Source organism: Leptolyngbya sp. 'hensonii' (assembly GCF_001939115.1).
Lineage (GTDB): Bacteria > Cyanobacteriota > Cyanobacteriia.
In genome coordinates this window covers 83,842-107,546 of sequence record NZ_MQTZ01000046.1, presented here as the reverse complement: position 1 = coordinate 107,546, position 23,705 = coordinate 83,842, and the positions used below count along the sequence as shown (strand labels likewise).

Genomic DNA, 23,705 nt, shown 5'->3' with positions numbered 1-23,705 from the left:
ACATCAGGATAGGACCCATCTGTCAGGAGTACAACGCAAATTGGGATAAAGATTTCGTATCATGCGCCCACCTCGCCCTATTTTCCTTGTAGATGCCTCTGCTGCAGATCGCGCCTTGTATAGGCAATATCTACAGCAAGATGCCCTCCAGGCTTATGAGATTCTGGAATGGGAGTCAGGCGAAGGAGCGTTGCAGGCCTGTCAAATAAACCTGCCCCATCTGATCCTGCTCAACTATCAACTGCCGGATATGGATGGGCTGGAATTTCTTTACCGTTTGAGACTACAGCTCGGAAAAAACCAGGTTCCGGTGCTGGTCCTAGCGGATCAGGGGAATGAGGCAATCGCCGTTCAGGTGTTAAAGAGTGGAGCCCAGGATTACCTGAAGAAAAAAGATCTCACCTGTGAAGGGGTGCAGCGGGCTGTCCGGAGTGCTCTGGAACGGATGGGGCTGATGGAGCAAATCCGGCAGCAGCGGGAACAACAACACTTGATCAATACGATCGCCCTTCGAATCCGGCGCTCGTTGCAATTGCAGGAAGTGCTGGATACGGCTGTGGGTGAAGTTCGTCAGTTGCTACAGACCGATCGGGTGCTGGTGTACCAGTTTCAGGCGAATATGGGGGGCAAGATTGTGGCCGAGTCTGTGTCACCTCCCTGGCTAGCTTGCCTGAATGCTGAGATCCAGGACACCTGTTTTCAATCCGGCATTGGTGAGGCCTACCTGCAGGGAAGGATCTGGGCCGTAGCAGATATCTACAGTACAGAGCTGAGCCCCTGCCACAGGGCGCTGCTGGAGGAATTTCAGGTGAAAGCGAACCTGGTGGTGCCAATTTTGCTCGAAAATGCGGCCACAGCAGAGTTGCCTAACCGGGAGGTGGCAAGGGATCTGGGGAGTCCATGGATGGATTCCGTGAACTCCCTGGCTGGACCTCCTCCCCCCAATTTATGCCTCTGGGGATTGCTGATCTCGCACCAGTGCAATGCTCCCCGGCAATGGCAGGAATCTGAACTGGGCTTACTGGATCAACTGGCGGTGCAACTGGCGATCGCCATCCAGCAGGCCGAACTGTATCGCAATCTGGAAATCCTTAATGCCAACCTGGAGCGCAAGGTGGAGGAACGCACCACTGCTTTACGCCAGAGCGAGGCGATGAATCGGGCCATTCTGGAGGCAATTCCGGACTGGCTGGTTCGCATGAACAGTCGGGGAGACTATCTGTTCGTCACCAATGAGGATGCGATCGCTTTGCTGAAACCCGTGGATGACTTGGTGGGCTGTAATGTCCATGACTTGATTCCGGCTCCCCTGGCGCAACAGCGCATGGCCTATATTCAGCAGGCCCTTGAAACTGGCCAGGTGCAGGCGTATGAATATGAGATTGAAGTGCAGGGGGACCTGCGATGCGAAGAAGCCAGGATTGCGGTAATTGGTGCAGATGAAGTGCTGCTAATGGTGCGGGATATTACCGATCGCAAGCAGACTGAACGCGCCCTCCAAACCCTCAATGCTGAGCTGGAACGACGGGTAGAAGAGCGAACGGCTGCCTTGAAACAGGCTGAGTCAAAGTACCGGTTGCTGATTGAGCAAATTCCTGGTGTGGTCTATATCTCTCCCCTCAGGGCTGCCCCAGAGCATGCTTATATCAGCCCCTATATTCAGCACTTGCTCGAGATTTCTGCCGCCGAATGGTCTGCGGGAAACTTCAGCAAGTGGACGGACTATATCCATCCAGCGGATCGGGAACGGGTTTTGCAGGAGCTGGATCTAGCGATTTCAGCCGCTGTACCGTTCCTATCTGAATACCGAATGGTTACAGGCACAGGAAAAACTATTTGGGTTCGGGATGAAGCCATGCTGGTGACCCTGGAGGATCGCCAAACTCAGGTGCTGCAGGGGATTGCCATCGACATCACCGATCGCATTCAGGTGGAAGTTGCGCTGCAGCACAGTGAAGAACAGTTTCGGACGACGTTTAATGAAGCCCCGATCGGGATGCTCCTGGCCAATATCGAAACCTATCGATTTACCCGCACCAACCGGGTTTTGCAGCAGATGTTGGGCTATACGGCGGCTGAGTTGGCCCAGATCTCCTATCTCGACATTACCCATCCGGACGATCGGGAAATCGACACCTACTTTATTCAACAGAGTATTCAGGGTGAGATTTCTCGCTACCAGTTGGAGAAACGCTACCTGACTAAAAATGGCAGGGTGCTCTGGGTTAACTTTACGGCGACCCTCCTGCACGATCGGGATGGCGGCAGGCTCTATGGCCTGGGCATGGTGGAAGATATTACGGAACGGCGGCAGGCTGCTGCCCAGTTGCGCCAGACGAACGAGCGCCTGGAACGGGCGAATCAAGAGTTGGAACGGGCTACTCGCCTCAAAGATGAGTTTCTGGCGACGATGAGCCATGAGTTACGGACGCCCCTGAATGCCATTTTGGGTATGTCGGAAGGGTTGCAGGACCAAGTCTATGGGGTGTTGACCGATCGACAGCGCAAGGTCGTCGTTACTATTGAACAGAGTGGCAGACATCTGCTGGAGCTGATCAACGATATTCTTGACCTCTCCAAAATTGAAGCGGGCATGATGGAGTTGACCCTCTCACCGGTCTATGTCAAGGCCCTCTGTGATTCCAGCCTGGCTTTTGTCCGGCAACAAGCGCTCAAGAAGAATATCTCCCTGGACTGCTCTATTCAAAGTGGAATTAGCCTGATCGAGGTGGATGAACGCCGCCTGCGCCAGGTGCTGATTAACTTACTGATGAATGCCGTAAAATTTACTCCAGCAGGCGGTAGCGTGACGCTGAAGGTCAAGCTAATCGATTGGGGGGCTAAATCGGCAAGCATCGCTGCACCTTTTTCCTCCTTCCTGGAAGACGCGTCTCCGAATGTTGGCTTTCTGGCTTTTATTGTGGAGGATACGGGGATTGGGATTGCCTCAGAACATCTGGGTCGATTGTTCCAGCCTTTTGTCCAGATTGATAGCAGTCTTAGCCGTCAATATTCAGGAACTGGTTTGGGGCTGGCTTTAGTGAAGCAGATTATGGAACTGCATGGGGGGGGAGTTTCCGTCACCAGTGTGGTAGGGCAAGGGAGTTGTTTTACCGTCACGTTGCCCTGTAGCTCGGAGGTTAGGGCCGGGGCACTAGATTTAGACCCTCTCAGCACGGAATTGCCGAACTTGATCGGAACCCCAGTTTCGGTGACCGCCCCGCTGGTGTTGCTGGCGGAAGACAATCTTTTCAATATTGATATGATGTCTGACTATCTCAAAAGCCAGGGGTATCGGCTCATACTGGCTGAAAATGGGCAGGTCGCGATCGACCAGGCAAAAACCCATAAGCCTGACATTATTTTGATGGATATTCAAATGCCGGAAATGGATGGCCTGGAGGCCACCCGTCAGATCCGGGCAGACCGGGAATTGACGGCCATCCCCATTATTGCCCTGACTGCCCTGGCCATGCCCAGCGATCGAGAAAAGTGTCTGGCTGCCGGAGTGAATGAATATATGGCAAAACCCGTGAGTTTAAGACAGTTGGGGAACAAGATTCAGGCGTTACTGAATGGTTGATGGAGGGGAGATCAAAAAGACTGGTGCGGTCTGCTAAATTTCTTCAGATGACTACTGTCCCGGTTTCGGGCGGTGGTTCTAAACCGGTTGAAAAACTGCTGTAGTATTAAAAATAGGTAAACAAGTGTAAAGGAGCTGCCATCCTGTGACACCATGAACAGCGCCTTTCACCTGGCATTGCTTTTCAAACCAATAGATTCCAAAGCAATAGTTAAGACATCATGCGATATCTGCTTCCTCAAAAGATTTTTCATCTGCTCCTGACGGCTGTTCTGACCGTATCAATCTGGGCTGTGCCTGCCATGGCCCTGGCTTTTGACAACCCAGAGCTATTGCCAAGCCAGAAAACCAATGTGGTCGATCTGGCAAAATCCCTGACCGGTATTCAGAGAGAGAATCTGGATCAGGACCTCCAGGCTTTTGAGGCAGAAACGGGATGGAAATTGCGAGTTTTAACCCAGTTCGATCGCACACCAGGTCGAGCCGTGAAAGACTTTTGGGGATTGGATGATAAAAGCCTGTTGCTGGTGGCGGATTCGCGGGGGGGGAATATCCTCAACTTTAGCGTCGGGGATGATTTCTATGAGTTGATGCCGCGTACTTTCTGGATTGAGCTGCAAACCCGCTTTGGGAATCAGTTTTTCGTGCGAGAAAACGGCGAAGATCAAGCGATTATCCAGTCCCTGGAGTCAGTTAAGGCCTGCCTGCGCCGGGGCGGTTGCCGGGTGGTGCCCGGTTTACCCCGAGAACAGTGGATTCTGACCCTGATCACCTCAATTGTGGGGGGGATCGTCTTTGGCTTTGCGGCCCATCCCCGTAAGGAAGGCCAGATTTTTGCCTGGCAGTGGGCGCTGATTTTTTCTCCCCTCTGGGCCATTTTGTTCATTGCTTTTGGGATTGGTCCTGTGGTGACCCGAACTTCTGATTTCCTTCCCCTGCTCCGCAACTTCATTGGATTTGCCATCGGAGCCCTGGTCGCTTACTTGTCACCGATGTTCAGTCCGTCTTCAACCTCGGAGACTTAGACCCTTGGGTCAGCGCAGTCTGATAAGCTAAAAGCTGACCGCTGATTGCTGAACGCTTTCCTATGGAATGGCACATAACAGATGCCCAGAGTCTGGGTATTATCGATCGGGAAATGGGAGACCATACCTTTTCACCGGCAGAGTATGAGATCGTCCGACGGGTCATTTATGCGACGGCTGATTTTGAATATAAATCCCTGATCCGGTTCTCTGATCAGGCGTTACAGGCCGGAGCCGCTGCTCTGGCTGCCCGAACAACGATTATTGTGGATGTCCCGATGGTGCAGGTAGGTATTGCGCCAAATATTCAGGGAACGTTCTCGAATCCGGTTTACTGTAGTATGGATGCCCTGACCCGGCCTCAGCGAGAGAAAACTCGGGCTGCCTGGGGGATTGAAACCCTGGCTCGCCGCTACCCAGAAGGGATTTTTGTGGTGGGTCAGGCCCAAACGGCTCTGACTGCGATCGTGGAATTAATTGAAGCGGAGGAAATCCGTCCGGCCCTGGTAATTGGGACCCCCGCTGGCTTCGTGGATATTGAAGCGACCAAGGGACGGCTGAATGATTCTATGGTGCCCCATATTCGAATTGAAGGGCGCAAGGGCAGCGCTGTGGTGGCGGCTGCGATCGTCAATGGGTTGGTTGATCTGGCTTGGCAGGCTTATGGTCAGGAACGCACAGGTGTGGGCTGAGGGGTTAATCCTCCTCGACTACCCGCCGTTTCCGGGAGCCCTTGCGGGAACTCCGCCGAGAAGGGCGCTCTAATTTTTCTCGATTTCTCCGGGAGCCTAATCTGCGGGCTACTTCCACGAAGAGATCTCGACGTAAATAGGGATAGTCACTTACCCAGATATTGCGACTGGGGATGTAGATGTCGCTGACTTTGACAATATCAGCCAGGTCTGGTTCATAGGACAACACGACCATGGCAGCGATGAGTCCGGGCCGAATGCCCTGGTGCTCCCGCTTGAGTGGAACCTGTAACTGGGTAGTAAAGCCAGATTCGTCTCCTACTTCCAGGTTTAAGCGGCGTTCCCGGTTCTCAACAATGACGAGTTCTCCCCGTTTGTTCACCGTCTCTTCCTTGCCAATCAGCTCTTCACTGACGTAGGCATCCAGCACCTCACCTTGCCAGAATCCACTGTAGGGAATCTTCCGCATCTCTCGATTCCGCAGGGTAGCCCACAAAACCGGTGCCCATAGCCAGTAGAGCACAGCGCAAATGGCAAACAGCAAAATGACTCCAAAAAAGTCAGGTCCCAGGATAGCCCTTAAGAGCAGGGCAGCCGCTCCGCCTACAAATGAGACTGAAAGCCGACGCAAAAAATCCTGCAACTTACCCCAGCAAAACTTGTACTGGGTTGCCGTTGCCGTCAGGGGCATCAGTTGCTCAAACTTCTCACGAGTCAGGGAAACCAGCATGGTGGCACAGTGAGGTTATCTTTCCGGTTCTTCCTGCCGGGTAATGGTAATCGTCTGCAGGACATCTGGTAGTTCAATTAACTCCCGTTCTTCTGCCTGAATCGAGAGTAGCATTGGCAAGGGTTGGGGTTTTTCGATCCAGCAACTGGCCAGGGGAAGGGTCTGATCCAGGTCTTCCAGGGGCCGGGGGACAAGCATCACCGAGTGAAGTTCCCCAATTCGATCGGCCTCAAGCATGCCCACATCCAGGGCAATGGCCACATTGGAGACGGTTCCCCGAATGATGACAGTGCAAAGCCCAGCGCCAATTTTTTCGTAGGCAGCCAGAATTACATCGGCTGATTTAAGCATGGCATCGGCAGCCCCCACCATCGCTGGGAAGCCCCGCGTTTCCAGGAGCCCGATGGCGTGACTGCTGAGCATGCTATGGCCCCGGCCCGTGGCGAGTTGGGCCAGCCGCTGACCGATCGGAAGCACCGCTTCCAGATTGGGCATGGGCCGGGGAATGACCAGGGAAGAAAATTCTTGCCCAAATTGTTTGGCCCGTTCTGCACCTTCCGCAACAGCCAGTCGAACTTCGGCGGTTCCACCTCGAACAATGGCTGTGCAGTTGCCGCCCCCAATTTTCTCATAGCCAACCAGGGTCACACCTGCCTCTTTCAGCATGTGATCGGCAATGCCCACGATGGCCGGAAAGCTCTGGACGGATACCAGGCCCAGGGCCAGGTCAGTATAATCTCCTTCAAAACCCATTACATTCAGGGTGAAGCTGTCATAGTAACTCGAGTTGTAACTCTATCTTAATCAGTCAGGAGGCATTCCTGGTTATTCTTCCCAGGGGTCGCTGGGGAGGGCCTGTTCCTCGGTGGGAGGAACAGGCTGAATGGGCTGCCGATTGGGTAACAGTTTCACCATCAATTGGTTGACGTAAACCTTGCCATAGACATTGATACCAGTAGCCTGAATGGCCTCGGCAGGGAAGGGATCCGGGGAAGCAGATTCAACAGGAGCGGGGATGGGTGCCGCAGCTTCAGAGATGACAGCATCGGGCAGGATCACCGTGTCTGTGGCGTTGAGCTCGTCGAATCGACGGCTGGTATCGCCCACAATGGAACCTGCTGGAATAATCTGATCTCGATCGATGGAGCTATTAAAAATAGTGGTGGAGGAACCGATGCAGGTATTGGCCCCAATTCGGCCTTGCCCGACCATTAATACCCCCGCGCCCAGGCTGACTCCCGCTTCAATTTCCAGCACCCCCTGATAGGCGTGCAGGATGGTACCCATCCCAATGCAGACCCCGGCGGCAATCACAATTCGGCATCCCGGTCCTGCCTGAAGGATGACTCCTGGTGCGATCGCGGCACTGGGATGAATGGTGACATCGCCCCGAACATAGGAATGCAGGTTGTTAGGGGGATGCAGGACCGGTAGTGACATGGACGTTCCTTCCTAGCGCTTGGGCTGCTGGATCATGGATTCTAAAACCCGCCGTTTGGCCTTGGGTTCAATTCCAATTAACCGCACATATTCCCCATCATGTTCAGCCAGGAAATTTTCCAGGGCGGCAATGACCTCTGACTCCCGATTGGCCTGAATCGTTGCGCCACTCTTCCAGGAACTGGCTTTATACTGGCGGGGATTGGCGTATTCCGTTCCAATCCGATGCCCCTGAGCCAGTAGTTGGCGAATTTGCTGCAAGGTTTCACTCGTCAGTTTTGTGCCTGACGTGGCAGGGGCGCTGCTGGGGGCAGGAGTACTGTAGGCGGGGGCTGTCTGACCATTGCCAGCAACGGGTTGCCCATTCGGACTTTGAATCAGCACTTCTGAGACCCGCCGTTTGGCCTTCGGATCACCGCCAATCAGACGCACATACTCGCCACTATGCTCTGTCAGGAAAGATTGCAGGGTGCTCATGGCTTCCCCTAAGTGGCTGGTATGGATGGATGGACCACTCTTCCAGGCATTGGCCCGATATTGCCGCTGGTTGGCATATTCCACTGCCAGGTAGAATCCCTGATTCAGTAACTGCTGCACTTGCTGCTGTAAATCTGAGCTAACTGCATTGCCTGCGGTGGATCGGACTGCAGCACTGCCACCTGTGACTGAACTAGAACCACTGCTGAATGCAACTTGGCCGTCCGGTGTCTGGATCAACGTTTCTGAGACCCGTCGTTTGGCTTTTGGATCGCCGCCAATCAGGCGCACATACTCACCACGATGCTCTGCCAGAAAAGACTGCAGGGTGCCCATTGCCTCTCCCACCCGGCTGGTATGAATGGCCGGACCACTCTTCCAGGCATTGGCCCGATACTGTCGCTGGTTGGCATATTCTACCGCCAGGTAGTACCCTTGATTCAGCAGTTGCTGCACCTGTTGTTGCAGATCCCCACTGACTGACCCACCCCCCCCAGAGGTGACCTGCCCATTAGAGCTATTACTGGGACGATAGGTTGTCGTGCTTTCGCTAATCGGCTGATCACCAGGCCGTTGAATAATCGTTTCTCCCACCCGTTGTCGTCCCTGGGCAATCCCGAACAGCCGGACATATTCACCGGAATGTTCCTGCAAGCAGGATTCAAGAGCTGAAACGACCTCTGCCTCACGGGTGGATGAGAAAGGTTGGCAGCTCTTCCAGGAATTTGTGCGGAAGCGTCGCTCATCGATATGTTCAGTGCCAATCCGGTAACCGCCTGCCAGCAGTTGGCGCACTTGCTGCAGAATATTTGTACTCAGTCGCATTGTTGACTCCTGGTGATCATGACTTCCAGAACCATTGGTTGATTTGTAGGGGCTATAACTGTCTCCACTGGACCCATAAGGGGTGTAACCAGACGTTTCTTGTACCGTCTCTTCTCGAATCGATCGGATACAGGCCACATTCTCAGCACATTGATACCCGGATCGCAGAGCCTCATTAATCCCGACGACATGACGGGCAAAATTGAGATCCTCTGGATCTACTTCTGGCAAACGATCGGCCTGTTGCTGTGTTGTAATCACGGCTCCGGAAGGCACATAGCGCCCTGCCGGAATTTCCACATCCTGGATCAGAACGTGCATCATGACGATACAACCATGGCCAATGCGGGCATTGAAGACGGTCGATCGGAAACCAATGAAGCAATCGTTCCCAATGTAGGCGGGGCCATGAATCAATGCCTTATGGGTAATCGATGTATTACTGCCAATCCAGACAGAGTACTGATTTTGATCGTCTCCTAATACCCGACCCTGTTCCAGACCGTGAATTACCACCCCATCTTGAATGTTCGTTCCTGCACCAACATGAAATGGGTTCCCCTCATCTGCTCGAATTGAGGTTCCCGGTGCAATCAGAACATTTGAGCCAATTCGGACATCACCAATGATGTTAGAGAAGGCATGCACATAGGCTGTTTCATGAATGGTTGGTTGGGCCAGACTGGTAGACCAGGGAGTAGGGGGGGCCGCAGAGCTGCGGACTACCATAAAAAACCTCTCCTGATGAAAACGATGTTGCTGCGACAGCAAGCTGAGGGAGCAGGGCAAAAAGAGCCCGGAATAGCTAAGTGAACGATCGGCCATCAAATCCGCAGCTGGCCTGCCGCTAGATGGCTTTTCCAGAGCAGAAAACTGCTCCCCCAGAAAGCTCTCTAACGGTAGGCCTCTCGTTTGCTATACAACAGAGCATTGTCCACACTGACAGTGTCGATAATCGCTACAACGAGGGCATCCAGTGGACGCCGTTCAGTCCCAGAGAGCTGACGAGCAGCACTTCCACGACTGACAAGCACCCACTCATCTACCCCTGCACCCACACTGTCAGCCGCAACCTCATAATCAGGGCGTAAATTGCCTGCTTCATCCACAAATTGCAGAAGCAAGAATTTGGTCCCTTGAAGGCTGGGGTCTTTCTGTGTGCTGACGACCGTGCCGCGAACTTTGGCAATCTGCATTAATTTCTAGGACCTAACCGGGAGAGAACGAGGGCCATTGACACTCTCACGGAATTGCTCAACTTCTTCCGTGTAGCGAATGGGGAGAACATACTCCAGGTTCTCATGGGGGCGAGCAATGATGTGGGTGGACAGGACCTGACCGCCGTTCACTCGCTTTACCGATTCCATCCCAGCAGCGACAGAAGCCTGTACTTCAGAAACATCTCCCCGCACAATTACCGTAACGCGACCGCTACCGATCTTCTCGTAGCCCACCAGGGTGACCCGGGCTGCTTTCACCATCGCATCTGCTGCTTCTACAACAGCGGGAAAGCCCAGGGTCTCAATCATACCTACTGCAATCGCCATAACAATCGACTCCTTCCTATCTGTTCTTAACTCAAACTTGAAAACAAGGTCTTAGAACTCAAATCGGTAATCTTGAACTGGCCCGGCTAGCTGACTCAAAGGCGATCCCTAAATCGGGCTGCCCCAATGGAACTATCCTCTCGCTGATCTGACCAGGAATAAAGATTTTGTCCCGTGGAATTCTAGTGACTGAACCCATGACTGAACCCACCGGGCCTCAGTCTGAAGGGCGTCTGTAATTGTAAAGTTAGGTCCGGAACTGTTCTACAGCCTCGGTGTAACTCATCGGTAACACATACTCCAGGTTCTCGTGAGGACGGGCAATGATATGGGTGGAGAGAACTTCGCCCCCGTTGACCCGCTTCACAGACTCAATACCGGCGGCCACCGAAGCTTGAACCTCAGAAACGTCCCCCCGGACAATAACGGTCACCCGACCGCTTCCGATCTTCTCATAACCGACCAGGGTGACCCGAGCGGCTTTCACCATTGCATCCGCTGCTTCTACAACAGCAGGGAACCCTCTAGTCTCAATCATGCCAACTGCAATCGGCATTGCTAATCTCCTACAAACACAAAATTAATACTTTTCAGTCAAAATACCCTACCGATCCTCGCTAAAAAAATTTGACGGAAAGGCCCATCAAGTCTCAGCTTCAGGAGCTTTAGTATTCTATTCAAAAGAATAGGGTAAGTCTTTCTCAATTGACAATATAGGTCAAAATGATTGTTCTTAATGACATTTATTAGTAAAGTTAATTTATTACTGATGTGAGTACTCACATATCTCAAATTGAGACTTATTTGAAGACATTTTTTGTATGAAAAATATTTATTGAATCTATCTATTAATTTTATGCTTTAAAACGGCTTTTGGCCGCTCTGGAAAGCTTCAACAGCCTAGCGCTGGAGTCGTTTTGGCGGTAAACTAAACGAAAGTTAATAAAAAGCTTTTACTCAGGCTAATATTGCTTTATTTGCAGGGGCTTTGCGCCGGTTGTTCGACCCTGAACCTGCACCAGTCCTTGCTAAAGCTCATCACTAAAACCATTATCTATAGGTTATTTCAATGAACCAGTTTCTCCTGCAAAGTAGCTGGTGGATTCCCTTCTATGGATTATTAGGGGCGATTCTCACCTTGCCCTGGTCCGCCGGTACGATCCGGCGGACTGGGCCGCGTCCAGCTGCCTATTTCAACTTGTTTATGACTGTTGTGGCCTTGATCCATGGGCTAATTTTGTTTCGGGCTACCCTGGACCAGGAAGCCCAACAGATCCTGATTCATTGGTTGAAAGTGGCCGATCTGGACCTGACTTTTGCGTTGAATATTTCCTCTGTCAGTACGGCAGCAATGGAGCTGGTTAACAGTTTGAGTCTTTTGGCGCAACTCTTTGCTTTGGGATATATGGAGAAGGATTGGGCCTTGGCTCGCTTCTTCGGTCTGATGGGTTTTTTTGAAGGAGCGATGGGCGGTCTGGCTATCAGTGACTCCCTATTTCTGAGCTATGCCTTACTGGAAATCCTGACCCTGTCTACCTATTTGCTGGTGGGGTTCTGGTATGCTCAGCCCCTGGTTGTGACTGCAGCCCGGGATGCCTTCCTGACGAAACGGGTTGGAGACGTGTTGTTGCTCATGGGGGTGGTAGCTCTGGCTACCATGGCTGGTAGTCTGAACTTTCCAGATCTGTACGAATGGACTGAGACCGCGACCCTCTCACCGCTGGTGTCTACGTTGCTGGGGCTGGCCCTGATTGCTGGTCCGATCGGGAAATGCGCCCAGTTTCCCCTGCACCTGTGGTTGGATGAGGCGATGGAGGGGCCTAACCCAGCTTCGATTTTGCGGAACTCTGTGGTGGTGGCCTGTGGCGCTTACATCTTGATTAAGTTGCAGCCGATTCTGATCCTCTCCCCGGTAGCCTCCATCGCCCTGATTGCCTTGGGGGCGATGACTGCGATCGGTGCTTCTCTGGTAGCCATTGCTCAGATTGATATCAAGCGTGCCCTCTCCCATTCCACCAGTGCCTACCTGGGGCTGGTGTTCATTGCAGTGGGCACCCAGTGGACCGGTTTTGCCCTGATGATTCTATTTGCCCATGCGATTTCCAAGGCTCTGCTATTCATGAGCATTGGCGGGGTGATTTACACCACGAATAATCAGAACCTGACAGAAATGGGAGGGCTGTGGTCCCGGATGCCTGCGACAACGACTGCTTTTGTCGTGGGGGCTGCGGGTCTGGTGGGGCTTCTACCCCTGGGTGGCTTTTGGGCTCTGCGCTTGGGTATTGATGATTTTTGGAACCAACCCCTGCTGATTGCCGTGTTGTTGCTGGTGAATGGGCTGACTGCCATTAATCTGACCCGAGTTTTCCGTCTGGCTTTTCTGGGGCAGCCCCAACCTAAAACGCGGCGGGCTCCAGAAGTGCCCTGGCCAATGGCCGTGCCGATGGTCTCCCTGACGATTGTGACCCTGCTGGTTCCCCTGATGCTGCAGCGCCTGGAACTGCTGCCTGACTGGGAATATCTGAATAAGCCTGCGCTGCTGCTGGTGGTCTTGTCGGGGGTGGTGGGTTGTGGCATGGGAAGCGCTATTGGCCTGCGACGTAACTGGTCTCGACCCATGCAGATTTCCCTCCGCTTTCTTCAGGATTTGCTGGCCTACGATTTTTATGTCGATCGGTTCTACCGCCTGACAGTGGTGTTCACAGTCGGCGGGCTGTCTCGCTTGGCGGCCTGGTTTGATCGCTATGTTGTGGATGGAGCGGTGAATCTGGTTGGGCTGGCGTCGATCTTGAGTGGTGAGGGGCTGCGCTACAGTGCGTCGGGTCAATCCCAGGCTTATCTGCTCACGATTCTGATTGGTGTTGGCCTTCTGGGCATGTTGATGACCTGGTTTATTTGGTAGGGGAGAAGGAAATCATGTTAAGCGGTCTGATTTGGATCCCCATTTTGGGGGCTGTCCTGATTGCCTTCTGGCCTGGAACTTTGATTGAAAAAAGATCTCGACTTCTGGCTGCCATTTTGACAACGGTAACCCTGGTGATCACGATCGCCCTCGGCATCCAGTTCGATGTCAGCAATATCAGTTGGCAATTTGGGGAGCAGTTGCCCTGGATTGATGCCCTGGGATTGACCTATCAGCTCAGTGTGGATGGGCTGTCCTTGCCGCTGGTGGTCCTGAATAGCCTGTTGACCCTGATTGCTATCTGCAGTACCGATAGCTCAGTGAACCGCCCTCGTCTCTACTACAGCCTGATGCTGATGCTCAATGCTGCTGTAGCAGGGGCATTTCTGGCCCAGAATTTGCTCCTGTTTTTTATCTTCTATGAGTTGGAACTAATTCCCCTCTATCTGCTGATTGCCATCTGGGGCGGAGCTCGACGAGGCTATGCGGCGACCAAGTTCCTGCTTTACACTGCTTTGTCAGGAGTGCTGGTTCTGGCGGCCTTCCTGGGGTTGACCTGGTTGAGCGGGGCCTATGACTTTAAGTATGACCCCCTGCTGGCGCAGGCCCTGCCCGTGGCCCAGCAGTTGATTCTGCTGGCTGCCCTGCTGATTGGATTTGGCATCAAAATTCCGCTGGTTCCCTTTCATACCTGGTTGCCCGATGCCCATGTGGAAGCCTCTACCCCGATCTCGGTTTTATTGGCCGGGGTGCTGCTGAAGTTGGGTACCTATGGTCTTTTGCGATTTGGCTTGGGGTTGTTTCCAGAAGCCTGGCAGGTGTTGGCTCCCTGGTTGGCAACCTGGGCTGTGCTCAGTGTTCTGTATGGGGCTCTGACCGCTATTGCTCAGAAAGATATGAAAAAGATGGTGGCCTATAGTTCGATCGGTCACATGGGCTATATTCTTCTGGCTGTGGCTGCGGCAACCCCCCTGAGTATTATGGGAGCGGTGTTTCAGATGATCAGCCATGGTCTGATCTCGGCCCTGCTATTCCTTCTGGTTGGGGTGGTTTATCAGAAGGCGGGTAGCCGTGATCTGGATGAATTGCAGGGGCTGCTGAATCCGGAGCGAGGGCTGCCCCTAATTGGGAGCATGATGGTGGTTGGGGTTATGGCCAGTGCAGGGATTCCCGGCATGGTGGGATTTATTTCTGAGTTTCTAATTTTTCGGGGTGGGTTTCCGATTTTCCCCGTCCAGACTTTACTTTGCATGGTGGGAACGGGTCTGACGGCGGTTTATTTCCTATTGCTGGTCAACCGGGCTTTCTTTGGTCGCCTTTCCCCCCGAGCCATGAACTTGCCGCCGGTGTCCTGGGGCGATCGGGTTCCGGCCTTCATTCTGACGGTGCTGGTTGCCCTACTGGGATTACAACCAGGTTGGTTGACCCACTGGAGCGAGACGACGACAACAGCCCTGACCCCCCAGATTCCAGCGATCACAGTTGGTTCCGCCCATCCGGCAGTACTCTCTCCCCCAATCCGTTTGCAAGCATTTTCTTCCGAGGAGCCTTGAGTTATGGTTAGTACTGTTCGACCACCCTCAACCCATCCCCTGGCTGAATATGTTCATCGCCTGGAGTCTGGTGGTGCGTTGTTAAGGGAGTCAGAAACCAATTTAAAAGAAGTGGTGGGCATCCTCAAAAGTTATGGGATTGTCCTAGATGCCTACTGGCAAAACCTGGTTTATGTCGCGGATCACCAGTTTTTGCTCCTGTTTCCCTTCTTTAAATATTTCAATGGGGAAATCACCCTGGATAAGCTCCTGCGGCACTGGTGGCACGATCGCATCAACTTTGAATATGCCGAGTATTGTATGCGGGTGATGCTCTGGCATGGCACCGGCGGGTTGGACACTTTCCTCGACTCCGATGAGTTCAAAACCCAATCTGAGGCTGCTATCCAGGCCAAAATCAAAGGCAATCCTTTGATGCAAATGTTACATAAGCTGTTCCCGGAATTTCTGCCTGAGCAGGTGCGCCAGCTTGTTTGCTACAGTGCCCTGGGCCAGTTCTGGCGAATCATGAGTGTAATTTTCCTGACCCTGTCTGATGACTATGATGCGGGCAAAATCCGCTCGATCGCAGATGTGGTGGCCCACGTTCAGAAGGGTCTGGTGGATGCGGCTAGCACACCCATTACCTATGCAGTCACCCTGGGGGGCAAGTCCTACGACATTATCCCGGCATCCTATGGGATGACATTTTTGATGGATGTGGCGGTTCCCTATGTGGAAGCGGTCTTTTTCCGGGGCACTCCATTCTTTGGGACGGTTTCCTACAATGCCCAGGCGAACCAGATTCCCTTTGACCAGGAGCGGTTTACCTATGGAGCCCTATATGCCGATCCGCTGCCGATCGGTGGCGCAGGCGTGCCCCCAACCTTGCTGATGCAGGATATGCGGCACTTTTTGCCGGACTATTTGCATGAGATTTACCGTGGGGGGTTGCGGGGTGAGGACGATCTGCGGGTGAAAATTTGTATCAGCTTCCAAAAGTCGATGTTCTGTGTGACCACAGCGGCGATCAAAGGATTAATGCCCCATCCACTGGATACCACGGATCCGGCGGAACAGAAAGCGAATCGGGCCTATCTGGAAGGCTGGATGGATCGGCTGAAAACCTCCTGCATTGCTGCTGCGAATTCCTGATCGATCGCGCTGGTGCAGGGTGGCTCGATCGGCTCAGGTATCTCGATGAAACGATTCACGCTCCTCTTTCAGGCGCTTGATGCTCCAACCTCAACCGGCAACAAGGTCAGGGCTTTGCAGCAGTATTTCCGGCAGGAAGAGCCTGCCAATATAGTCTGGGCTTTGTCCTTGCTTTTGGGAAAAGCGCGAAAACGGCTGGTTCCTGTCAAAGAACTCAGGGCTATTTTCCTCAAAAAATCTCAGCTAGCCCCATGGCTGTTTGAGGCTTGTTTGGCCCAGGTGGGTGATGGGGTTGAGGTGATTTCCCTTCTCCTAGCGGAGAGCGGGATTTCCCCGCAGCCCTCCATCACCCCATCCCTGTCTGAGTGGATGGAACGGATCATCCCTGGGCTGAAGGACAGGCTATCAGCAACGGAACGCCACGATCGAGTACTGTCCTGGTGGGCGTCCCTGACGCCCTCAGAGGTTTTTGTCCTGAATAAAATTCTGACTGGAGCTTTGCGGGTGGAGGGGGCTGAAAAACTGGTGATTCAAGCTCTGGGTGCAGAGTACGGACTGCCAGAATCAGAGGTTGCCCATCGCCTCATGGAAGACTTTGACCCCTCGATCGAGGTTTTCCAGCACCTGATCCAGGTCCAAAATCTGGAGATAGTACCCTCCCAGCCCTATCCTTTTTTTCTGGCCTTTCCTTTAGAAGCAGATGCTTTCTTTCAGGCTGAAATCCCATCCCAATGGCAGGTGGAGTGGAAATGGGATGGGATTCGGGCACAGTTAATCCGGCGGGCAGGCCAGGTCTTCCTTTGGTCGCGGCAAGAGGTGCTGATCACCCACCAGTTCCCGGAACTTGTCGATCAAGCATCAGTCCTCCCAGATGGGATGGTGCTGGATGGGGAGATTGTGTCCTGGGATGGACAGCGTCCCATGAACGTTAACGACCTGCAGAAGCGTCTGGGTCGAAAAAAAGTGACCCGGAAGATGATCACCGAAACCCCCATCCATTTTCTGGCTTATGATCTGCTGGAACAGCATGGACAGGACATCCGGGAACTGCCCCTGGCCGATCGGCGGCAGGCTCTGGTAGCCCTCTTATCCGCTTTGCCGACGGACCGGATCAGCCTGTCCCCGACATTGAGTTTTACCACCTTTGTAGAATTGGAAGACCTACGATCGCGATCGCGGGAACAGGGTGCCGAAGGGCTGATGCTCAAAGCCCTGGATAGCCCCTATGGGGTGGGTCGGCAGCGGGGCAAGTGGTGGAAATATAAGGTCAATCCCCTGACCCTGGATGCAGTCCTCCTCTATGCTCAGGCCAACAGCGGGAACCAGCCTCACCGACTGCCAGAGTATACCTTTGCGCTCTGGCAGGGTAACGATCTGATCCCTTTTGCCCGGACTGATGTGGGTTTGAACTCCTGGGAATTGGAAGAACTGGACCGCTGGATTCGCCAGCATACACTGGAAAAATTTGGTCCTGTCCGCGCCGTAGAACCCCTGCAGGTCTTTGAGATTGCCTTTGAAGGAATTGCCCGATCGAACCGTCACAAATCTGGCCTTGCCGTTCGCCAGCCTCGGATTCTGCGTTGGTGCAAAGATAAATCTGCCGCAGAGGCCGATACCCTTCAGGCCGCCTTTGCGCTCCTGGAAATCAGAAAATAAATCCCCTCCCAGGAGGGGATTTGATCTACACCTCGTACAGGTGTTGCAGGCAATGCCTCCAATGCCCGATGGGATTAGAATAAATGGAAGATCCATTGGCACCGATCGGACGGAGACCTCCCAAACGCTTATGAACATCCTCTCCAATTTGCTCCCGAAAGCGATTCAATCTCCTCAAGTCAGACCCCATCGCGGCATTGAGATTAAATCTCAGCAAGAGATTGAGATTATGCGGCAGGCCGCAACGATCGTGGCGACCGTGTTGAAAGAAATTACCCAGATGGTAGAACCTGGGATGACCACAGCGGATCTGGATGCCTATGCCGAAAAGCGCATTCGCGATCTGGGAGCCACGCCCAGCTTCAAAGGCTATCACGGCTTTCCTGCTTCGATCTGCGCCTGTATCAACAATGAAGTTGTGCATGGCATCCCCAGCCCCAGAAAAATGATTCGTAGTGGCGATCTGCTCAAAGTGGATACGGGCGCTTATTTCAAAGGCTTTCATGGAGATTCCTGCGTGACGATCGCAGTTGGCAAGGTTTCGCCCAAAGCTGACAAACTGATGCGGGTTGCCGAAGCAGCCCTTTACAAAGGGATTGATCAGGTCAAGGCTGGCAACTGCCTGATGGACATCGCCGCAGCCGTGCAGGACTATGTGGAGGCCAATGGCTTTGTGGTGGTGGAAGATTACACGGGCCATGGGGTGGGGCGAAATCTGCATGAAGAACCTTCTGTCTTCAATGCCCGGACTTACCAGCTCCCGAATGTGCGGTTGAAGGCGGGGATGACCCTGGCGATCGAGCCCATTCTGAATGCAGGGTCCAAAGTGACACGCAAACTGGCGGATCAGTGGACGATCGTGACGGTGGATAATTCCCTCTCGGCGCAGTTTGAGCATACGGTGCTGGTTACCGAAACTGGGTATGAGATTCTGACCGATCGATCGAAGGTTTGAGCAGACTGTTTCCCCTGAACCATTAGAATTAAAATGCCCTAGACTGGTGAAGGTAATTTTGCTGGCTTTGGCGTGAGGACGGTAGGGAGGAAAGGAGAAACGTGTCGATCACAGAATTGTTTGCCAAGGGTGGGGTAGCGATGTGGCCCCTATTGCTGCTATCGATCCTGTCTCTGAGCACCATTATCGAACGGTTGTGGTTCTGGGTCAGCATCCTGATGAATGAACGGGAGATCGTCAACCGGATTCTGGATTCGGCTCAGCAAGACTGGGAAGCAGCAACCGATATGGCTCGTTTGGCTAGCAATCAGCCGATCGGTCGGTTTCTTCATGCGCCTCTAAAGCTGCGTAATCCAGATCCGGAGCTGTTTAAGCTGGCTTTAGAAGCGGCTGCTGATGATGAATTAACCTCCATGAAACGGGGGGATAAAATTCTGGAGGCTGTGATAGCCCTGTCTCCCCTGTTGGGACTATTGGGGACTGTGGTAGGGCTGATCATCTCACTGAAATCGATCCGGCTGGGTGATCTGGCAACCACTTCCACTGCTGGGGTGACAACTGGAATTGGGGAAGCCCTGATCAGCACAGCCAGTGGGTTGATTGTGGCGATCGTGAGCCTTGCTTTCTATCGTTTGTTTCAGGGCTTCCTGTTTACCCAGGTTAAAGTCTTTCGGAAGGCTGGCAATGATCTGGAGCTGTTGTATCGTCAGGATTTGCAGCGTCGAGCTGAGAATGGTCCTGTGAAGAGTACTGTAGTCCGAGATTAGGGAACCGGGTTGCTCCCAGTTATCTCCCTGAGGGCTGAATAGGTGGATGTCAGGTCTATTCATGCGATTAGGTTTGGGTATCGCAGGCGAACTGGAGGGCAGCGTAAGCCAGAGAATTGGGTTCAACCTTGAATAGGGGACCCCGATCGCCATGGGTTTGCGAACGGAGCAGTTGATGGTTGCGATCGTATTTCAGGACTTTCCGGTTCCGGATCGTGCCGATATTACACTCTGCCGATCGATAGGTGCGGGTAGATAGGGCCCCTGCCGCATCGGGTACTTTGCGCCGCAGCAAGTCCCAGTACCAGACGAATCGGCCCTGTCGCCGGATCGAGTCCTGATCCACATAGATGCGGGTGCCATCAGTGGATTCATCCACCCAGACCCAATTTTCTGCCTGGGCTGCCAGGGGACAGGTGAGCAGGAAGCTGGTCAGTAAGAGCAGAGCCAGTTTCACGGCAGATAGCCTCGCTGACGGGTCAGTTCGATCGAAACCTGGCCCGTGAAGTCGGGAATGGGAGCGGCTACTTTCGTCAATCGGATACCGACCTGTTCAACCGACTCCAGTTCCAGAATCTGTTCCACAATGACGGTAGCTAATCGCTCAATCAGGGCAAATTTCTCAGTGGTGATAATGTGTCGCACGATCGCAATAATCTGGCGATAGTCAAGGGTATGTTCCAGGCGATCGCTCCGACCAGCCTGGGTTAGATCCTTCCAAAGGGCCAGATCCACTTCAAACCACTGGCCCAAAACTTGTTCTTCTGGCAGGGCACCGCTGTACCCGTAGCAACGAATGCCGGTCAGACGAATGCAATCCATCACAGATCTCGATGGGTGAAGGGTTTGGCCTCAGGACCAGTATAGGTGGCGGCAATCTGGCCCTGCCCCACAAGCTGATATTTATAGGTCACCAGTCCCTCCAATCCTACGGGTCCGCGAGGGGGCATTTTCTGTGTACTAATCCCTACTTCTGCCCCAAAGCCGTAGCGGAACCCATCGGCGAATCGGGTGGAGCAGTTGTGATAGACGCCCGCCGCATCCACCTGGGCCAGGAAAGTTGCTGCGGTCGCAACGTCCTCGGTCACGATCGCCTCTGTATGCCGGGAGCCATAGGTGTGGATATGGTCGATCGCAGCCTCTAGGGACTCAACCACCTTGATCGAGAGCAGGAGATCGCTGTATTCCGTTGCCCAATCTGTCTCGGTGGCTGCGGCAATATTTAGGATTCGGCAGGTGAGATCGTCCCCCCGCAGGGTTACATTTTGAGCCTGCAGGGCCGTGGCCACCTGGGGCAAAAACGTGGGCGCAATGGCGCGATGCACCAGTAGGGTTTCGATCGCATTGCAGGCTGCCGGATACTGGGTTTTGGCATCCACAGCGATCGCCACCGCCTGATCCAGATTGGCAGCGGCATCCACATAGAGATGGCAGAGTCCATCGGCGTGGCCCAGGACGGGAATCCGGGTATTGTCCTGGACAAAGCGGACAAAACTGTTAGAGCCGCGAGGAATGATCAGATCGACATAGTGATCCAGCTTGAGCAGGGCCAGGGTTTCCTCCCGGGTGGTCAATAACTGCACCACTGCCGGATCAATCCCTGCTTGGTCCAGACCCTGATGAATTGTCTGGACCAGGGTTTCGCAGGAACGCAGGGCTTCCCGCCCCCCTTTTAAGATCACAGCATTCCCCGATTTAATGGCCAGAGAGGAGATCTGGATGACCGCATCAGGGCGGGCTTCAAAAATAATTCCCAGCACCCCCAGCGGGCAGGTGATGCGCTTTAAAATCAACCCTATGTCGAGTTCTCGCTGAATTTGCACTGCCCCGATCGGATCAGCTAGCCGACCCACATCCCGCACCCCCGCGATCGCGGCCCGCAGTTTGTTTTCATCCAGCTTCAGCCGGGCATACAGGGCTGGATTGATGCCTTCTGCCTGGGCGGCCTGACAATCTGCGGCATTGGCGGCCAGGATGTCTGGAGTTGCTGCCTCCAGAGCCTCAGCGATGCCCTCGATCGCCCGGTTTCTGGCTTCAGTGGGTAGAACAGCCAGATGACGGGCGGCCTGCCGGGTCTGACGGGCGATCTCAATCAGGGGAGGAACAGCAGTCTGAGAAGCGGTCATGGTGCCATGGGGGAATCTGTTTCTCGATTTTACAGTAGCCATAGGACTGAACGATGGGAAGTCGGAGGTCAGAAGTCGAAAGTTATTCTGGCTCCCGACTGCTTTGCTGTGCAAACTCCTGTTAAACCCTCCTGAACAGATTGATCGCACCTTGAATAGGGATAAGCGATAAGCAGGGAGGATTCATCATGAATCGGACAACGCTTCTCTTAAGAGGGTTACAGGCGACAGCTTTCTGTTCTGCTGGCCTGACGCTGACTGGAATCCTGGCGGCCCCGGCGGCCTCTCAGACCGTCGATCGGAGTCTTGACCAAGCTGTACCCCCAGGGAGCGAGACTTTGGAGCCAGATTCTCTGCCTTCAGGGACGGAAGCCCCGGCCTCCATAGTTTCTCCTGAGACAGACTCAGCCCCTGATTTTATACCGACTCAGAGAGAGATTGCCCAGGCAACTCCTGTCGGGCCGTTGGAGACTGCCCTGACAGCCCAGCCTCCAAGGGCAGATTCCAGAGCCGATCGACTTCTGGCTTATGTGGAGAAGGAATTTACCCGACCCAGTTCTGTGCCCTCTGCCGCCGCAGTTCCGATCAGGTCACAGCCCGTTCCATCGGAGTCCTTGCCCCTGCCCCTGGCTCCCTCTAAGGGACAGATTTTATTGAGTCAGATCAAACAAAAGCCGATCGCGGAACCGATTCCGATCGTTACGGCTACCCCAGCAGCAATGACGGTTTCTGAGCGGGCAGAAAATTCCCCTGCCTTGTCGCCATTGTCTCCAGCAGAAAAAAGTGCGGCGGTTCTCTCGCCCGTGGCTCCGGCTGAAACAAAGGATGCTGAACCGACCCAAACCTCTGCCAGCCCTACCAGGTCTGCAACCGAGGTTGTGCGAGAATCTTCCCCACTGCCGATCAGAGGGTCGGCAGACAGAATGGACTCCACCACCCCATCGACCTTGCCTGCTGCGGAGCCAAGACCGGCCAGGATGACTACCCCGCCAGCTATCGAGGATGCCCAGCAGATTGACCCCCGGCAGATTCCTATCGTCGATCCTAAAAATATGCCGACGATCATGATTAGTGCCACATCGACTGAAATCTCAGATGATCTGCTGCTGGAAGCGACGGGAGCGGAAATCACGACTTCGAGCCAGCCTACCAATCCAGGTGAAACTATGCTTCAGGATACCGACAACCGGAATACTCTACCGGTGTCCAGCCAGGTGTCTCTGCCCGAGAGTCTTCTCAGCGATCGGCGCTTTTCCTCCGAGTCCCCGCTGCACCTGACCAAACTTTAGTTAAAAGCAACAAGGAGAAAAAAACAGGGACGAGGTAACCTCGCCCCTGGATGGCTCACAGACGGACAGGGTAAGCAGACTCACCCTGTTCAAACAGGTTTCTAATACCGGAAGTTACCGGGCTTGTGCACGATAAAGCTCAGTACCTGACACTGCTTCACGTTGTCAAAACCCACAACGCGGATGAAACAGTTGGAGTACTCAGAGCGGCAAGCCTGAACTTCGTTGAGTACTTCCTGGGGAGAAGAAGCGCTGAACAGGGGCAGCTTCCACAAAGTCCAGTAGTAAACCGTTGGTTCAGAGTTTTCATTGAACTCAACTGCAGGAATATAACCCTGGCTGAGAATGTACTGGATCTGCCGGACAATCTGAGCATCAGTCAGAGGGGGCAGGTAGGAGAGGGTTTCGTAACGGCGCTCTTTCGGTAAAGTCTTCATGGTCGTCTTTGTATGGTTCTAAACACTACAAGTTGGAATCAGTCTTCCAGCGATCGTCCTCAGCCACAAAACTGAATCATGCATCGCCAGTCACTTAAGGCTCATCAGAGGGCTGATCTGAACTATCCGCAGAATCCCGGGTTGAATGTTCAGGGATGGCCGGACCATCCGGAGACATGTCAGGGAGTTCGAGCTGTGTAATTCTTTCCAGGTGCTGCCTGCGATGTTCCATATTGGATTGCTGAATCCCCGTACAGACCATCTCTGGCAAAAAATCCACTACTTCCTGGGCCAGATGTTCTCTCACCGTCATGATTCGGAAGGCCAGCTCTTGATTCTCTTGCAAAAGAGCCTCAAGATAAGCGTCGCCATCCTGAATCCTATCCTTTGAGGAAAACCGGCTAAACCAGAGACTCAAGGGAGGATTGGTTTCATACAACTGGGCAAGAACCATCCGAACAGCCTGATAAGTCAGATAGCTGATCAGCGTTTTGGCTGTGTCCTTCGCAATCTGTTTCAAGTCCATTTGACACCAGCCTTCCTGAAAAGAGGAATGAGGAGGGAATG

General features: G+C 53.5%; 22 protein-coding genes. 10 read left to right on the top strand and 12 right to left on the bottom strand.

Going from position 1 to position 23,705, the window contains the following annotated elements; genetic code table 11:
* The first annotated feature begins 61 nt into the window (after window positions 1-61).
* The 3 genes from BST81_RS19305 to BST81_RS19295 all read left to right on the top strand — a co-directional run bounded on the left by BST81_RS19305 (window position 62) and on the right by BST81_RS19295 (window position 5,300).
* A complete protein-coding gene (locus tag BST81_RS19305; protein WP_075600143.1) occupies window positions 62-3,583 on the top strand; it encodes a response regulator in 3,522 nt (1,173 codons plus the stop codon).
* Window positions 3,584-3,804: 221 nt separating this feature from the next.
* Complete coding sequence (locus BST81_RS19300) at window positions 3,805-4,608, top strand: TPM domain-containing protein (RefSeq protein WP_075600142.1); 804 nt, start codon at window positions 3,805-3,807, stop codon at window positions 4,606-4,608.
* Window positions 4,609-4,670: 62 nt separating this feature from the next.
* Window positions 4,671-5,300, top strand: coding sequence for a precorrin-8X methylmutase (locus tag BST81_RS19295; protein WP_075600141.1), 630 nt, complete (start codon window positions 4,671-4,673; stop codon window positions 5,298-5,300).
* Window positions 5,301-5,304: 4 nt separating this feature from the next.
* On the opposite strand, the gene BST81_RS19290 is transcribed toward BST81_RS19295, so the two are convergent.
* From BST81_RS19290 to BST81_RS19260, 7 genes are all read right to left on the bottom strand, one after another.
* A complete protein-coding gene (locus BST81_RS19290; RefSeq protein ID WP_075600140.1) occupies window positions 5,305-6,030 on the bottom strand; it encodes a phosphate ABC transporter permease in 726 nt (241 codons plus the stop codon).
* A gap of 15 nt (window positions 6,031-6,045) precedes the next feature.
* Window positions 6,046-6,783 (bottom strand): BMC domain-containing protein, encoded by a 738-nt coding sequence (locus BST81_RS19285; RefSeq protein WP_075600139.1) that lies wholly within the window; start codon window positions 6,781-6,783, stop codon window positions 6,046-6,048.
* A gap of 72 nt (window positions 6,784-6,855) precedes the next feature.
* Window positions 6,856-7,470 carry a hypothetical protein gene (locus BST81_RS19280; RefSeq protein ID WP_075600138.1) on the bottom strand — a complete coding sequence of 205 codons (615 nt, stop codon included), beginning with the start codon at window positions 7,468-7,470 and terminating at the stop codon, window positions 6,856-6,858.
* A 12-nt stretch (window positions 7,471-7,482) separates the two neighbouring features.
* Window positions 7,483-9,501: a ribulose bisphosphate carboxylase small subunit gene (locus tag BST81_RS19275; protein WP_075600137.1), complete on the bottom strand. Its 2,019-nt coding sequence runs from the start codon at window positions 9,499-9,501 to the stop codon at window positions 7,483-7,485.
* Window positions 9,502-9,665: 164 nt separating this feature from the next.
* Window positions 9,666-9,968, bottom strand: a complete 303-nt coding sequence (locus BST81_RS19270) for a EutN/CcmL family microcompartment protein (protein ID WP_075600136.1) — start codon at window positions 9,966-9,968, stop codon at window positions 9,666-9,668.
* 6 nt (window positions 9,969-9,974) lie between these two features.
* Window positions 9,975-10,319, bottom strand: coding sequence for a carbon dioxide-concentrating mechanism protein CcmK (locus BST81_RS19265; protein ID WP_075600135.1), 345 nt, complete (start codon window positions 10,317-10,319; stop codon window positions 9,975-9,977).
* Window positions 10,320-10,566: 247 nt separating this feature from the next.
* Window positions 10,567-10,875, bottom strand: a complete 309-nt coding sequence (locus tag BST81_RS19260; protein ID WP_075600134.1) for a carbon dioxide-concentrating mechanism protein CcmK — start codon at window positions 10,873-10,875, stop codon at window positions 10,567-10,569.
* Between the two features lie 513 nt (window positions 10,876-11,388).
* Here BST81_RS19260 and BST81_RS19255 point away from each other — a divergent pair.
* The 6 genes from BST81_RS19255 to BST81_RS19230 all read left to right on the top strand — a co-directional run bounded on the left by BST81_RS19255 (window position 11,389) and on the right by BST81_RS19230 (window position 19,286).
* On the top strand, window positions 11,389-13,221 hold the full coding sequence (locus tag BST81_RS19255; RefSeq protein ID WP_075600133.1) for an NAD(P)H-quinone oxidoreductase subunit F: 1,833 nt from the start codon (window positions 11,389-11,391) through the stop codon (window positions 13,219-13,221).
* A 14-nt stretch (window positions 13,222-13,235) separates the two neighbouring features.
* Entirely contained in the window at window positions 13,236-14,774 is a 1,539-nt protein-coding gene (locus BST81_RS19250) for an NADH-quinone oxidoreductase subunit M (protein WP_075600132.1), read from the top strand.
* A 3-nt stretch (window positions 14,775-14,777) separates the two neighbouring features.
* Window positions 14,778-15,908, top strand: a complete 1,131-nt coding sequence (locus BST81_RS19245) for a CO2 hydration protein (protein ID WP_075600131.1) — start codon at window positions 14,778-14,780, stop codon at window positions 15,906-15,908.
* Window positions 15,909-15,953: 45 nt separating this feature from the next.
* Entirely contained in the window at window positions 15,954-17,564 is a 1,611-nt protein-coding gene (locus BST81_RS19240; protein WP_075600130.1) for an ATP-dependent DNA ligase, read from the top strand.
* A 130-nt stretch (window positions 17,565-17,694) separates the two neighbouring features.
* Window positions 17,695-18,519, top strand: coding sequence for a type I methionyl aminopeptidase (gene map, locus BST81_RS19235; RefSeq protein WP_075600185.1), 825 nt, complete (start codon window positions 17,695-17,697; stop codon window positions 18,517-18,519).
* A gap of 101 nt (window positions 18,520-18,620) precedes the next feature.
* Window positions 18,621-19,286 carry a MotA/TolQ/ExbB proton channel family protein gene (locus BST81_RS19230; protein ID WP_075600129.1) on the top strand — a complete coding sequence of 222 codons (666 nt, stop codon included), beginning with the start codon at window positions 18,621-18,623 and terminating at the stop codon, window positions 19,284-19,286.
* Between the two features lie 67 nt (window positions 19,287-19,353).
* Here the strand turns inward: BST81_RS19230 and BST81_RS19225 are convergent, their stop codons facing one another.
* Genes BST81_RS19225 through BST81_RS19215 form a run of 3 tightly spaced genes read right to left on the bottom strand, consistent with a single transcriptional unit; the run spans window position 19,354 to window position 21,412 of the window.
* Window positions 19,354-19,743: a surface-adhesin E family protein gene (locus BST81_RS19225; RefSeq protein WP_075600128.1), complete on the bottom strand. Its 390-nt coding sequence runs from the start codon at window positions 19,741-19,743 to the stop codon at window positions 19,354-19,356.
* Window positions 19,740-20,108, bottom strand: coding sequence for a dihydroneopterin aldolase (gene folB / locus BST81_RS19220; RefSeq protein ID WP_075600127.1), 369 nt, complete (start codon window positions 20,106-20,108; stop codon window positions 19,740-19,742). Before folB ends, BST81_RS19225 begins: the two co-directional genes overlap by 4 nt.
* On the bottom strand, window positions 20,108-21,412 hold the full coding sequence (locus BST81_RS19215; protein ID WP_075600126.1) for a glutamate-5-semialdehyde dehydrogenase: 1,305 nt from the start codon (window positions 21,410-21,412) through the stop codon (window positions 20,108-20,110). Before BST81_RS19215 ends, folB begins: the two co-directional genes overlap by 1 nt.
* A 188-nt stretch (window positions 21,413-21,600) precedes the next feature.
* On the opposite strand from BST81_RS19215, the gene BST81_RS19210 reads away from it, so the two are divergent.
* The gene (locus BST81_RS19210) at window positions 21,601-22,701 is read left to right on the top strand and encodes a hypothetical protein (protein ID WP_075600125.1); all 1,101 of its coding nucleotides are present in this window, start codon (window positions 21,601-21,603) and stop codon (window positions 22,699-22,701) included.
* 101 nt (window positions 22,702-22,802) lie between these two features.
* Here the strand turns inward: BST81_RS19210 and BST81_RS19205 are convergent, their stop codons facing one another.
* Window positions 22,803-23,138, bottom strand: a complete 336-nt coding sequence (locus BST81_RS19205; RefSeq protein ID WP_075600124.1) for a ribulose bisphosphate carboxylase small subunit — start codon at window positions 23,136-23,138, stop codon at window positions 22,803-22,805.
* 94 nt (window positions 23,139-23,232) lie between these two features.
* Window positions 23,233-23,664, bottom strand: coding sequence for a chaperonin family protein RbcX (locus tag BST81_RS19200; RefSeq protein WP_075600123.1), 432 nt, complete (start codon window positions 23,662-23,664; stop codon window positions 23,233-23,235).
* Between the last annotated feature and the right edge of the window lie 41 nt (window positions 23,665-23,705).

What these genes read in the sequence shown, in the direction of transcription:
- folB (WP_075600127.1), bottom strand. Translation starts at nt 20,108, where the DNA reads ATGGATTGCATTCGTCTGACCGGCATTCGTTGCTACGGGTACAGCGGT.
- BST81_RS19255 (WP_075600133.1), top strand. Translation starts at nt 11,389, where the DNA reads ATGAACCAGTTTCTCCTGCAAAGTAGCTGGTGGATTCCCTTCTATGGA.
- BST81_RS19300 (WP_075600142.1), top strand. Translation starts at nt 3,805, where the DNA reads ATGCGATATCTGCTTCCTCAAAAGATTTTTCATCTGCTCCTGACGGCT.
- BST81_RS19205 (WP_075600124.1), bottom strand. Translation starts at nt 23,138, where the DNA reads ATGAAGACTTTACCGAAAGAGCGCCGTTACGAAACCCTCTCCTACCTG.
- BST81_RS19200 (WP_075600123.1), bottom strand. Translation starts at nt 23,664, where the DNA reads ATGGACTTGAAACAGATTGCGAAGGACACAGCCAAAACGCTGATCAGC.
- BST81_RS19290 (WP_075600140.1), bottom strand. Translation starts at nt 6,030, where the DNA reads ATGCTGGTTTCCCTGACTCGTGAGAAGTTTGAGCAACTGATGCCCCTG.
- BST81_RS19245 (WP_075600131.1), top strand. Translation starts at nt 14,778, where the DNA reads ATGGTTAGTACTGTTCGACCACCCTCAACCCATCCCCTGGCTGAATAT.
- BST81_RS19260 (WP_075600134.1), bottom strand. Translation starts at nt 10,875, where the DNA reads ATGCCGATTGCAGTTGGCATGATTGAGACTAGAGGGTTCCCTGCTGTT.
- BST81_RS19250 (WP_075600132.1), top strand. Translation starts at nt 13,236, where the DNA reads ATGTTAAGCGGTCTGATTTGGATCCCCATTTTGGGGGCTGTCCTGATT.
- BST81_RS19275 (WP_075600137.1), bottom strand. Translation starts at nt 9,501, where the DNA reads ATGGTAGTCCGCAGCTCTGCGGCCCCCCCTACTCCCTGGTCTACCAGT.
- BST81_RS19280 (WP_075600138.1), bottom strand. Translation starts at nt 7,470, where the DNA reads ATGTCACTACCGGTCCTGCATCCCCCTAACAACCTGCATTCCTATGTT.
- BST81_RS19240 (WP_075600130.1), top strand. Translation starts at nt 15,954, where the DNA reads ATGAAACGATTCACGCTCCTCTTTCAGGCGCTTGATGCTCCAACCTCA.
- BST81_RS19305 (WP_075600143.1), top strand. Translation starts at nt 62, where the DNA reads ATGCGCCCACCTCGCCCTATTTTCCTTGTAGATGCCTCTGCTGCAGAT.
- BST81_RS19215 (WP_075600126.1), bottom strand. Translation starts at nt 21,412, where the DNA reads ATGACCGCTTCTCAGACTGCTGTTCCTCCCCTGATTGAGATCGCCCGT.
- BST81_RS19285 (WP_075600139.1), bottom strand. Translation starts at nt 6,783, where the DNA reads ATGGGTTTTGAAGGAGATTATACTGACCTGGCCCTGGGCCTGGTATCC.
- map (WP_075600185.1), top strand. Translation starts at nt 17,695, where the DNA reads ATGAACATCCTCTCCAATTTGCTCCCGAAAGCGATTCAATCTCCTCAA.
- BST81_RS19270 (WP_075600136.1), bottom strand. Translation starts at nt 9,968, where the DNA reads ATGCAGATTGCCAAAGTTCGCGGCACGGTCGTCAGCACACAGAAAGAC.
- BST81_RS19210 (WP_075600125.1), top strand. Translation starts at nt 21,601, where the DNA reads ATGAATCGGACAACGCTTCTCTTAAGAGGGTTACAGGCGACAGCTTTC.
- BST81_RS19295 (WP_075600141.1), top strand. Translation starts at nt 4,671, where the DNA reads ATGGAATGGCACATAACAGATGCCCAGAGTCTGGGTATTATCGATCGG.
- BST81_RS19265 (WP_075600135.1), bottom strand. Translation starts at nt 10,319, where the DNA reads ATGGCGATTGCAGTAGGTATGATTGAGACCCTGGGCTTTCCCGCTGTT.